The organism is Gelidibacter pelagius, assembly GCF_017581925.1.
GTDB lineage: Bacteria > Bacteroidota > Bacteroidia > Flavobacteriales > Flavobacteriaceae > Gelidibacter > Gelidibacter pelagius.
Map to the genome: position 1 here is coordinate 51,829 of NZ_JAGEVG010000019.1, position 12,364 is coordinate 64,192.

At 37.3% G+C, this 12,364-nt stretch carries 12 protein-coding genes; 4 read left to right on the forward strand and 8 right to left on the reverse strand.

Annotated elements, in window-relative coordinates; all coding sequences use genetic code 11:
* Positions 1-134: 134 nt before the first annotated feature.
* From J4051_RS15245 to surE, 6 genes are all read right to left on the reverse strand, one after another.
* On the reverse strand, positions 135-2,177 hold the full coding sequence (locus tag J4051_RS15245) for a ComEC/Rec2 family competence protein (RefSeq protein WP_208234742.1): 2,043 nt from the start codon (positions 2,175-2,177) through the stop codon (positions 135-137).
* 25 nt (positions 2,178-2,202) lie between these two features.
* Positions 2,203-2,724, reverse strand: coding sequence for a C40 family peptidase (locus J4051_RS15250; RefSeq protein WP_208234743.1), 522 nt, complete (start codon positions 2,722-2,724; stop codon positions 2,203-2,205).
* Positions 2,725-2,805: 81 nt separating this feature from the next.
* Positions 2,806-3,417: a C40 family peptidase gene (locus tag J4051_RS15255; RefSeq protein ID WP_208234744.1), complete on the reverse strand. Its 612-nt coding sequence runs from the start codon at positions 3,415-3,417 to the stop codon at positions 2,806-2,808.
* 108 nt (positions 3,418-3,525) lie between these two features.
* A complete protein-coding gene (gene lpxB, locus J4051_RS15260; RefSeq protein WP_208234745.1) occupies positions 3,526-4,653 on the reverse strand; it encodes a lipid-A-disaccharide synthase in 1,128 nt (375 codons plus the stop codon).
* A gap of 57 nt (positions 4,654-4,710) precedes the next feature.
* Positions 4,711-4,995: a hypothetical protein gene (locus tag J4051_RS15265; RefSeq protein WP_208234746.1), complete on the reverse strand. Its 285-nt coding sequence runs from the start codon at positions 4,993-4,995 to the stop codon at positions 4,711-4,713.
* Positions 4,988-5,764, reverse strand: a complete 777-nt coding sequence (gene surE / locus J4051_RS15270) for a 5'/3'-nucleotidase SurE (protein ID WP_208234747.1) — start codon at positions 5,762-5,764, stop codon at positions 4,988-4,990. The genes J4051_RS15265 and surE overlap by 8 nt, the downstream gene beginning before the upstream one ends.
* Positions 5,765-5,952: 188 nt before the next feature.
* On the opposite strand from surE, the gene J4051_RS15275 reads away from it, so the two are divergent.
* Positions 5,953-8,172, forward strand: a complete 2,220-nt coding sequence (locus tag J4051_RS15275; RefSeq protein ID WP_208234775.1) for a carboxy terminal-processing peptidase — start codon at positions 5,953-5,955, stop codon at positions 8,170-8,172.
* Between the two features lie 173 nt (positions 8,173-8,345).
* Here J4051_RS15275 and yihA read toward each other — a convergent pair whose 3' ends face one another.
* Positions 8,346-8,957 (reverse strand): ribosome biogenesis GTP-binding protein YihA/YsxC, encoded by a 612-nt coding sequence (gene yihA / locus J4051_RS15280; protein WP_208234776.1) that lies wholly within the window; start codon positions 8,955-8,957, stop codon positions 8,346-8,348.
* Positions 8,958-9,368: 411 nt separating this feature from the next.
* Positions 9,369-10,133 (reverse strand): alpha/beta fold hydrolase, encoded by a 765-nt coding sequence (locus tag J4051_RS15285; RefSeq protein WP_208234748.1) that lies wholly within the window; start codon positions 10,131-10,133, stop codon positions 9,369-9,371.
* 296 nt (positions 10,134-10,429) lie between these two features.
* Between J4051_RS15285 and mraZ the strand changes: the two genes are divergently transcribed.
* The 3 genes from mraZ (at position 10,430) to J4051_RS15300 (ending at position 12,329) form a co-directional block, all read left to right on the forward strand.
* Entirely contained in the window at positions 10,430-10,900 is a 471-nt protein-coding gene (mraZ, locus tag J4051_RS15290) for a division/cell wall cluster transcriptional repressor MraZ (protein WP_208234749.1), read from the forward strand.
* The gene (gene rsmH / locus J4051_RS15295; RefSeq protein ID WP_208234750.1) at positions 10,887-11,783 is read left to right on the forward strand and encodes a 16S rRNA (cytosine(1402)-N(4))-methyltransferase RsmH; all 897 of its coding nucleotides are present in this window, start codon (positions 10,887-10,889) and stop codon (positions 11,781-11,783) included. The genes mraZ and rsmH overlap by 14 nt, the downstream gene beginning before the upstream one ends.
* 225 nt (positions 11,784-12,008) lie before the next feature.
* On the forward strand, positions 12,009-12,329 hold the full coding sequence (locus tag J4051_RS15300) for an FtsL-like putative cell division protein (protein ID WP_208234751.1): 321 nt from the start codon (positions 12,009-12,011) through the stop codon (positions 12,327-12,329).
* The last annotated feature ends 35 nt before the right edge of the window (positions 12,330-12,364 follow it).

A 12,364-nucleotide genomic window follows, 5' to 3' on the forward strand; every position in this document is an offset into this window, starting at 1 on the left:
TAAGTCATGTCTTTTAAATATAAAAGTGCCCTTTTTACTGTTCGTGTGAAAAGGGTATTTTGTCTTCTTATTTTGAGCTTGACAAGTCTCTGCGTAAATCCCCGAAATCCTCGGGAAACAAAACGACAATAGAATTACTGTTTTCTCAACACAAATGCACCATCTCTACCCGTCGAATGAAATGGAATGTTTTGATCCATACAACTAAGCTCCCATCGCTTAAGATAACTTTTGTAATTGCTCCCATCTGCAATAATCAATTGAGGTTTTATGGAATCCAACAAACGGCTTAGGTTTATCTTTGGCGAATCTCTCAAAACCACATAGTCGGGATGGAGATGCGGGATTTTGTAAATGCCCAAACTGTCAACCACCAAAATCCGTGTAGCCCCAAATGCATAGATGTTTTCCAAAGTATCATTCTTGATGTCTTTTATCGCATTGCCAACTTTATAATTCTTGATGACATTGTCCCTAATTGAAGTGACGCTGTCAAAATTATGCGCCACACTTAAAGTCATATTCTTTTTTATACCAATAAGGCTGTGTTTACTTTTTTGAAAGACCACAAATTCTTCAGTCTGGTTCCTTTTCTCTTCAAAAATTAATGCCGATTGGAATATCAATACTGCAAACATGGCAGTTGTCAAGCGTTTGAAATTTTGTTTTTTGGATAAGAAAGCTAAAGTTATTATTAGCAGATAGGCTGTGAGCACTTGAAGTAAACTGAAGGATAGATCTGAAAAAACAAATCGTTCCTGAAGTGAGATCCATCGTACAAAACTGTTCATAATACTGATGATACCGCCATAAATATCGGCAAGCCAAAATGGAAGTATATTTATCGAAGCCAATAGAATAATGATAATACCCATCCCCAGAATAATTCCTAAAAAAGGAATAATAACCAGATTGGATAGAAAGAACAAGCCTGGAAATTGATTGAAATAAAATAAACTAATCGGTACGACGCCAAACTGTGCGGCCAATGTCACCGTAAATATTTCCCATAATTTTCTAGCAGGTTTGAATTGTGGTCGCCATAATCCTTCCAAGAAAGGTTGAAAACTTACGATGGCAATTACTGCCAGATAACTCATTTGAAATCCCACATCAAATAAGAATAGAGGTTTGAAAAGCAAAAGGAAAAACATGGAGATAGCAAGCGTATTGAAAATGTTGGAAGGTCGCTTTAAGTTCATGCCGATGGCCACAACACTGAACATTGTTACCGCACGGGTCACCGACGCCGATAATCCGGCAACCACGGCAAAACCCCATAAAATGAGCAGGATAAATATGATTTTTACCGTTTTTCCGTGTTTGAGATATTCCAAAGGTCTGAACAATGAGTTGAGAAGTAATAAGACAATACCCACATGCAATCCAGAAACGGCTAAAATATGGACGGCACCTGCTCTGGAATAGCTATTGTAGATTTCTGGACTGATATCCTGCCGTTGGCCCAATAATAGGGCGTTTATTAAAGCAAGCTCGTCAGGTTTAAAATTATAGTATTTTAATTTTGAATTGATGTGGGTTCGCAATTGGGCAGCGTAACCAAAAATCGTATTTGTGTCTGATGGAACGGACAAAAGTTCATTTTTGTTTGTGAAGATTTGGTGATAGATATATTGTTTTTCGAGATATTTTTTATAATCGAATTGGTTGGGATTAATTGGAGGATTCAAATCTGTTAGAGCTGATGAAGTTATAAAAATAGCATCCACTTTAAATGGCTGGAGAAAACTGTCCCTTTGTACGTTTAAAAGTGTTTTTCCAACAAGCTGCTGATCGTTTATATTAAGAATCTCAACCCTGTATTTGTCGTGATACACACTTGGTTTGAGTACTTCCCTAATCCGAAAGCTGATCGTTTCTACCGTATCTGTAACAGGGTCAAAATGTTGGGTATAGTGTTTCCTAAACGACTTCTGATCATGAAGTTGATAGTTTAAAATACCTATCGCTATAAAAGTGAAAATAGTCAGAATCCCGAATCCAGATGATTTAACCAAATGCTTCTTCTCGACTATTAGAAAGGTTAGAAGAACTATGGTTAAAATTAAAGTGAATGGTAAAACAAGGGAAATGGAGAGGTTAAAATAATGCGCAACAAGAATGCCTACTATGAGGCATATTGTAATTTTGATGATCGCAAAATTCAGTAACTTCATAAATCTAAGTTACTAAAAATAAGGACTATAAAACACGTCTTGCCTGTACGAAGGCAAAGTACCAATATTTTTCTGCAAGATTGGAAACTATGACGCCACTGCTGGTGCTTGCATGTATAAACTCTACGTTTCCATTATGAGCTTCCGTAACAATTCCCACATGATTAACATTTCTACTGTTCTTTCGTGTGGCAAAAAATAACAAATCGCCCTTTGTAACTTCTTTTAGATCCACCCAATCTCCAGTGGTTGATAAGTCACCAGTGGTTCTTGGCAAAGAAATATTTTCACTGTCAAAGGATGTTACTATTAACCCAGAGCAATCCATGCCTTTTCTTGTGGTACCGCCATATTTATATCTCACGCCGTCAAATTTGAGCGCATAATCCACCACTTTATCTGCTTGGGGATTGAAGGAAGTTGAAGCTGATTTACGAGCACGAGAATCGATTTTTGCAATCTTTGACTTTGTCGTCACAACCCGTTTAGAGGATTTACAGCTACTAAAAGTGATCAATAAAAGAAGGAGTAGGACAATCTTTTTCATTTGTAGAAAGGTAATTTTTTATAAAAATATTAATTTATTACAACTTTGAGCAAAAAGTTCATTATTTAGTTGGAATAACTACTATATCACACGTCTTGCTTGTACAAAGGCAAAGTACCAATATTTTTCTGCCATGTTAGAAACGATCACGCCATGGTTGGTACTGGCATGGATAAATTCTACAAACCCATCTCTTGCCGTCGTAACGATTCCGACATGGCTTATGGTCTTGCTATTCTTACGGGTGGCAAAAAATAATAAATCGCCTTTACTGACCTGTTTTAAATCAATTAAGTTGCCGGTACGTGCCATATCTCTCGAGACTCTTGGCAAAGAAATATTTTCGCTGTCAAAAGTGGTGACTACCAATCCTGAACAATCCATGCCGTCTATTGTTGTGCCACCACGTTTGTACCTTACGCCATCAAATGCAAAAGCATAATCTACAATTCTGTTGGCTTTTGTGTTAATAGTTTTTGGAAGTGCACTTTTAATATTCAGACTAAGAGGTTTTAAATCCACTGGGGTTAATTCAATACCATTGATATCAATGGGGAGAATAGGGTTGGAGGTGGGTTTTACTGGCTTTGATTTAAGTTGGGCGACTTGGGATTTGGTCACCACAATATCCTTAGTAGAATTACAGCTGCTAAATGTGATGAATAAAAGAAGGAGTAAGACAATCTTCTTCATAAGGTTAATATAGCTTTTTATAAAAATAATCTTAGTTGTTATTCTATTCATAACAACATGTTCATTAAACGCTGATCGAATTTCTAAAGTATAAAGTTTTTCGAAAAATTATTGTGTTTTACCCTTTTTGACCTCTTGATAAATCAATTTTGCCGTTTTTTCACTTGCACCTTTTCCGCCGAGCTTCTTTTCCAAATGAAAGTAATCCATAAAAAGAGCTTCTCTTTTTTCGGGTCGTAAAATATCCTGCAATTCCTTTGTGAGACGTTTGGAATTAAAATCATCCTGAATCAATTCGGTTACTACAGGTTTGTCCATGATCAAATTGACCAAGGAAATATACTTTAAATTAATCACGCGTCTTGCAATTTGATAAGACAGCCAACTTCCTTTATAACAAACTACTTCTGGCACCTTAAACAGAGCAGTTTCTAAAGTTGCAGTTCCTGAAGTAACCAAGGCAGCAGTAGCCAAACTCAAAAGATCGTATGTTTTATTGTTGACGAACGAAATGTTTTCTTTTTTAATGAAGGTTTTATAAAAATCATAGTCTTGGCTTGGAGCACCGGCAATAACAAATTGATAGTCTTCAAAGTCCTTGACAACGCTTAGCATGACAGCAAGCATCTTGCGAATTTCCTGCTTTCTGCTTCCCGGTAATAATGCGATGATTGGTTTGTCTGAAAGCCCACGTTTGGCTCTAAACTCATATTCGCTCACTTGATGACGGTCTGCAATGGCATCAATTAATGGATGTCCAACAAATTCAACAGGATAATTATGCTTGTCTTCATAAAACTCTTTTTCAAAAGGTAAGATGACATACATTTTATCAACATCTCGCTTTATAGCGTGAATCCTGTTTTCTTTCCAGGCCCAAATTTGAGGAGATATATAATAATGGGTTTTATATCCTTTTTGCTTTGCCCATTTGGCAATGCGTAAGTTAAAACCCGGATAATCAATGAAGATAATGACATCTGGCTGATAGCTTTCAATATCGGTTTTACAAAAATTAAGATTTTGGGTGATAGTCCTTAAATTCATGACGACTTCCAAAAAACCCATAAAAGCCAAATCACGATAATGTTTGACAATAGTAGGGCTAACAGCCTCCATCAAATCACCTCCCCAAAATCTGAATTGCGCATTGACATCTTGTTTTTGCAGTGCTTTCATGAGGTTGGCACCATGTAAATCTCCAGAGGCCTCGCCAGCAATGATGTAGTATTTCATCTTTTTAAGAATCGTAATTTATAGGATCAAAAACACGCAGATGTAAAGCAGTTTTTATTACTTGTAATTTAATAAAAAGGTGGCAATCGTAACAACAATTGTGGCCATAATAACACCTCGCGCTCGATAATCACGCCTTTGTTTGATGAACAGGAAAAACACAACCAAGTTAAGAAGCGCTCCCATACTTACCAGTTTGCTGAAAAATCCTTGTGCTAAGGATTGTCTATAAGCTGTAGCGAGATCTTCGCCATTTCCAAAAATGAGGATTGCGATGATAAAACCGATGGCGTTGGCAATCAATCCTACTATAAAGCCGATAAATACTTCTTTTTTAATCATTTAAATTCCAGGAGTTTAAATTTTGAATGCAATGGTGTGCGGTCAAATCGAATTGAACAGGTACTAAAGAAATATAGCCATTTTCCAAAGCCCATTCGTCAGTGTCTTGACCTTCATCCAAATTAACGAATTTTCCGGCCAACCAATAATAGTCGCGCCCACTCGGGTTTTGACGTTTTGTAAACTCTTCTTCCCAATTCGCTTTAGCTTGACGGCATACTTTGATGCCCTTAATTTCTTCTTTTGGTAAATCAGGGATATTAACGTTGAGCACCACACCTTCTGGAAGGCCGTGTTCCAAAACATTTTCAGTAATAGTTTTTACGTAGCCCTTACTCGCTTCAAAATCGGCACTCCAATTGTAGTTGCTCAGCGAAAAACCAATAGCTGGAATACCTTCAATGCCTGCTTCCAAGGCTGCACTCATAGTTCCGGAATAAATAACGTTGATGGAAGAGTTGGAGCCGTGGTTGATGCCAGAAACGCAAATATCAGGTCGTCGTCCCAGAATTTGTTTAACCGCCAATTTCACGCAATCTACCGGAGTGCCAGAGCAACTATACTCCGTTTGGGCGTTATTATCTATTTTAACCTTTTCTACATATAAGGTAGAATTGACCGTAATGGCATGTCCCATACCGCTTTGAGGGCTGTCTGGAGCCACCACTACAACCTCGCCAATGGTGTTCATGACTTCAATCAATGTTCTTAATCCCGGTGCCGTTATCCCATCATCATTAGTCACTAAAATCAGTGGTTTCTTATTCATTCTGCAATATTATTTAGAGTGCTAAAATACATAAATTAGACGTTATAATCCCAATCAGAGTGGTTTAACAAAAAATTAGTAGGCAATGGTTTTATTGGCATGGTTTTTTCTTTTACTTTAGTAAAAAATATTAAAGGGTCTATAGCGTTTAGACTTAATCAATGCCGCTAAAAAATATGAAAGATATTATGAAAAGGAATTATAAGATTTTATTGTTGGCGCTTATGTTGGCGTTTGCGTCATGTAGTTTCACAACTAAAACTTTTGAAGATCCAGATAAGGATAAATTATTGATGCAATTAATAACTTATGTGCTTGAAGAGGGGCATTACAGTCCGAAGGAAATAAATGACGAATTCTCCGAAAGTGTTTTTAGAGCCTATTTGGATCAATTGGATCCATTTAAAAGATATTTCTATGCCTCGGACATTAAAGAATTTGAAGCCTATAAAGATAAAATTGACGATCAGCTAAAAAGTCAGGACTTGACATTTTTCAATCTGACCCATGGACGTTTGTTACAAAGACTGGAAGAGTCTCAAGCGATGTACAGAGATGTTTTGGCCAATCCGTTCGATTATAGCATAGATGAAGAGATCAATACGGAGTACAAGAAATTGGCTTATGTCACTTCAAAAAAAGAAATGAGAGAGCGTTGGAGAACACAACTCAAGTTTTCGGCCATTGCCAATTACGACGATTTGATTTCACAACAGGAAAATACACTTTCTGATAAGATAAATGTTAAGAAAATGAGTCATGTGGATGAATTTGATTCTGATGGGATTAATGAAAATGTCTTAGTTGATACTGAAGTGAACTCTGAGAAAAAGGATAAGAAATCACTAACGGAATTAGAGGCCGAAGCACGAAAAACTACGCTCAATTCCTTAAATGAGCTCTATGATTATATCGATGAACGCGAACGTCAAGATTGGTTTGGCGTCTATTTAAACGCCATTGTTGCTGAATTTGATCCACACACGTTTTATTACGCACCTGAAGATAAAGAGCGTTTTGATGTGGCTATGTCGGGAAAATTTGAAGGTATCGGTGCCAGGCTTCAAAAGAAAATGGATGTGGTGACCATCATTGAAATTATTAGTGGCGGACCAGCCTGGAAAAATAACGAATTAGAGGCAGGTGACCAGATCCTCAAAGTGCAACAAGATGATGGAGAGCCTTCAGTTAATATAGTAGGAATGCGTTTGGAAGATGCTGTAAAATTAATAAAGGGACCTAAAGGAACCGATGTCATCCTGACTGTTAAAAAGGTAGATGGTACTATTGAAGACTTGACCATTACCAGAGATGTTGTAGAGTTGGAAGAAGTTTATGCAAAATCTACGACCGTTATTAAGGACGATAAAAAGTTTGGCGTCATTAATCTTCCAGGCTTTTATGTCAATATGGAAGATTATAAGAAAAGGAATGCAGCTACTGACGTGAAACTTGAAATAGAACGTTTAAAGGAAGAGGGTATTGAAGGCTTGGTTTTAGATCTTAGAAACAATGGAGGTGGATCTTTGCAAACTGTAATTGATATGGCTGGTTTGTTCATTAAGGAAGGTCCGATTGTGCAGGTTAAAACAACTGGAGGACAAAAGGAGGTTTTAAGAGATAAAGACAAAACCGTAACTTGGGATGGCCCATTGGTCATTATGGTAAATGAGAACTCTGCCTCAGCTTCTGAGATTTTAGCTGCTGCCATGCAGGATTATAAGCGTGCCTTGGTCATTGGTAGCAAACAAACTTTTGGAAAGGGAACCGTACAGACCGTATTGGATCTTAACCGTATGGTGAGAAATAATACTAGTGGTGATATGGGAGCTCTAAAATATACCATTCAGAAATATTACAGAATCAACGGTGGTTCAACGCAATTGGAAGGGGTTAAAAGTGATGTGGTGGTTCCAGATCGCTACAGTTATATTGCTTTAGGTGAAAAGAATCAAGATAACCCTATGGCCTATGATAAAATTGATGCCACAGATTATAAACTTTGGGATCACAATATAGATTATCAAAAAGCCATCGCCAACAGTAATGCACGTATTCAGAATAACGAACAATTGAAACTTATTGATGATAACGCAAGATGGGTTAAGAAAATCAGAGATAAAGAGGAATACTCACTTAAATATGAGACCTATAAAGCAGCTTTGAAATTAAACGAAGATGAGGCGAAACAGTTTGAAAAATTGACGGATTATAAAACAAACTTGACGTTCAGTTCTTTGCCTTATGAAAATAAATTAATGGCCGCAGACAGTATTTTGAAAGAAAAACGTGATCGCTGGCATAAAGCTTTGAGTCAAGATGTTTACGTTGAAGAGGCATTAAACCTTTTGGGTGATTTAAGAGCAACTTATGATATTAAGAAAGTTGTTAATAATGTGAAGGAATAATCATTTAAAGTTGCATATAAAAATGCTCCAAAGTTCACGAAACTTTGGAGCATTTTTTATTCCCACTTGTGGGTTTTAGTAATTCGAGTATTGCTTCGTTCGAAAAGTCACTTCCTTCTTCCATAGCTCGTGAGCATGGCATAAGATTCTTGAGCTATAAAATTGAATGCTGATTAATTTTGTTTGAGGGCATTCATTTGCTGATTCGTACTGTCAATCTCATTCAGCACTTCATCCCTTCCAACGGCAGAGGCGGAAGAGGTAACAAAGTATTTAGGAGTTTCCTCCCATGTTTTGAGTAGTTCTTGCAAATAAGCTGCTACGTTGCGTTCAATAGCTTTCGGTTTGAGTTTATCTGCCTTAGTGAAGATGATGGAAAACGGAATGCCGTTTTCGCCCATATATTCCATAAATTCAAGATCAATTTTTTGAGCCTCATGTCTAATGTCCACTAAGACAAAAGCTAACACCAACTGTTGTCTTTCCTCAAAGTAATCAGTAATAAATCTTTGGAATTTTTTTTTGGATGTTTTAGAAACGCGAGCATAACCGTATCCAGGTAAATCCACCAGGAACCAGTTCTTATTGATTAAAAAATGGTTGATAAGTTGCGTTTTACCTGGTCTCCCGGAGGTTTTTGCTAAGTTTTTGTGATTGGTCAGCATGTTTATCAATGACGACTTGCCAACGTTGCTGCGCCCAATAAATGCGTATTCTGGCAAGGTGTCCTTAGGGCACTTGGCCACTTCGGAGTTGCTCATTATAAATTCAGCAGATTTGATGATCATGTTTTTTTAGGATTTTTGTTTTAAGTCCTCAGTTTTCAGTCGGCAGTCGGCAGTCGGCAGTCTTCAGTTGGCATTCTTCAGTTGGCAGTCTCAGTCCTCACTCGCCTCTCACCACTCACAAAACTCATAACTCTGAGCGCATCGGTCATCCGTCCTCAAATTCACCACGTGCTCTTTGCCTATAAAATATGATCTAACTTCATGTATTTTAAAACATCGATTTAAGATTGCATCTTATTAACTGAGCAGTTTTTGTAAAATTTAAACGCAAAGATCACGAAGGTTGCGCAAAGAAAGCAAGTTTTTCCTGATTATTCTATTTGATATTCGAACTTCGATATTTAAAACTTGATTAAATCACCTTTCAGCCTTTGTTTCTTCGCTTTGAATGGGCAGGCAACTTCAAATTCAAAGTCCCTTCTTTCCCAACCATTCCACAAGTATCGCATTGAACTCATCCGGATGTTCCATCATAGCGGCATGTCCACATTTGTCAATCCAGTACAAATCAGAATCCGGTAAAAGTTCATGAAATTCTACGGCAACTTCCGGTGGGGTCACGATGTCATTTTTACCCCAAATGATGCAAACTGGCAAATCCATCTTAGGTAAATCCTTGGCCATATTATGACGGATGGCACTTTTGGCAATCGCTAAAGTTTTAATCAATTTATTTCTGTCATTGACTGTTTCATAAACTTCGTCCACGATTTCCTTCGTCGCTACTGCTGGGTCATAAAAAACATCTTGTGCTTTTTTCTTGATCACTTCGTAATCGCCGCGCTTGGTGTATCCACCGCCCATAGCGCTCTCATATAAACCTGAACTTCCGGTGATTATAAGTGCTTTTACTTTTTCTGGATAGAGTTTTGTATGGTAAAGACCGATGTGGCCACCAAGTGAATTTCCCAATAGAATAACATCATCCAATTCTTTATAGGTTATAAAGTCATGAAGATATTTTGCAAAATTCCGTACGTTGGTTTTTAATAAAGACATCGAATAAATTGGCAATTCGGGAATAATGACTTTATAGCCCTTGTCTCCAAAATACTCCAAAACACCATCAAAATTACTAAGCCCTCCCATTAATCCATGAAGAATTATAATGGGTTGGCCTTCACCTACTTCAATATAGCTGTACTTTTTTTCTTTTTTTAGGAGATGTCTCATTAATGGTTAGTCGTTATGCATAAAAAACAAATATAGTTATTTCAATCAAATTTTATTTCTTTTTAGCCAGTTTCGAGATAATACTTCTACAATATTTGTTTACATACTAAAAATGCTTTTATCCCACTTTTTAATATTCTGAAAAACAAGAGTTTATTTATTCCTCCTTTTGCCCGTTTATCGAAAATACTGCTCAAAATCAAAAACTTATCAACAAAAGTGGTAAATTGTGGTAAATGGTGGTAATATTTTCAATATATTTGAATCGTAGTCGTTAGATAAACAAACAAAAGCTTTTGAACTCATTAATAGGAACATACGAATGTAAAGTTGATGCCAAAGGTAGGCTTATGTTGCCTGTTGCCATCAAAAAACAGTTGTTGCCTGCACTTCAAAACGGATTTGTTTTAAAAAGAGCGGTTTTCCAGCCTTGTTTAGAGCTGTATCCAATGGCCGAATGGGAATCTTTGATGCAAAAAATGAACAAACTTAACCGCTTCAAAAAGAAAAATAACGATTTCATCCGAAGATTTACAGCGGGTGTAAAAGTGGTAGAAGTTGATAGTACTGGGAGATTGTTGATTCCGAAGGATTTGATGGTCTTTTCTGGCATTTCAAAGGAAATCGTAGTGTCTTCAGCAATAAATATTGTGGAGATTTGGGATAAAGATAAATATGAACAAGCTATAGACGATGCGGCTGACGATTTTGCAGATTTAGCCGAGGAAGTTATGGGACAAGATGATGACGACGATGGAATATCATAATCCGGTATTACTTACGGAGGCAGTGGATGGATTGAATATCAACCCAGATGGCGTGTATGTAGATGTGACATTTGGCGGTGGCGGTCATAGCCGTGAGATTTTAAAGCGCTTGGGTCCAAAAGGAAAGTTATTCGCCTTTGATCAAGATAAAGACGCTCTTTTAAATACAATTGATGATTCGCGTTTCACCCTGATCAATGAGAATTTCAGGTATTTAAAACGTTTTTTACGATTTTATGGAGCCAAGGAAGCGGATGGGATTTTGGCAGATTTTGGTGTCTCTTCCCATCAGTTTGATGTTGCTGAACGCGGATTTTCAACACGCTTTGAAGCTGATTTGGACATGCGTATGAATCAAGACAGTAAGTTGTCGGCATTCCATGTCATCAATAAATATGATGAAGAGCAGATTAAGGATGTGTTCTTTCATTATGGTGAGTTGCGTCAAGCTCCAGCAATGGCGAGAGTTATTGTGGAGGAGCGCTCAACAAATGAAATCAAGTCGAGTGAGCATTTAAAAGAGGTGTTGAAAAAATTCGTAAAGCACAAGAACGAAAATAAAGTGTTGGCGCAAATCTATCAAGCTATCCGTATAGAAGTGAACCAAGAGATTGAAGCCTTAAAGGAATTATTGCTTCAGACTCCTGAAGTTTTAAAAAAGGGAGGTCGCTTAAGTTGTATTTCATACCATTCGTTAGAGGATAGATTGGTGAAGCGTTTTATAAGAAATGGATTGTTTGAAGGAGAGCCTGAACGTGACGTTTATGGGAATTTCGAAGTGCCATTAAAGAAAGTTGGTGGTTTGATTGTGCCATCAAAAGCTGAAGTGAAGGGAAATAGCAGGGCGCGAAGTGCAAAGCTTCGGGTTGCGGAAAAAATATAAGATCAAAAAATTTCCCTCCTTAATTTAAGGGAAGGTGGATTAAATTCCAGAAAAGGAATTTAAGAAGGAAGGGTAAACCTTATAGGTTTAAAAAGTAAACGGTCTAATTAAAAAGGAGATTCCTGCTTTCGCAGAAACGAATTCAGGTTAAAACAAAAACAATTCTTCCCAAGCCTGCATTGAGCGCAGTCGAAATGGGAAGATGTCCGTAGGACAGATGGGAATATGAAAAACAATATTTATCACATATTAAGAGGTAAGTTTTTGGTCAGCGATGATTCCTTCAAGAATTGGAGAATCATCATTTTTATTTCTGTGCTGGCGATTGTTATGATTGCAAGTTCGCACAGTGCAGATAAAAAAGTTCATGATATAGCGCGATTGAATAATGAAGTTAAGGAATGGCGTTCCGCTTTCGTAGATGGCAGATCAAAGTTGATGCGTCTCAAAATGGAATCTGGAATCGTGCAAAAGATGGCAGAAAAGGGGATTGCACCTTCTCCAAATCCGCCAAAGAAAATAAAAGTTAAATCAGAAGAAAATTAAGTGGCAGTCACTGAAAAACACATATTGAATCGATT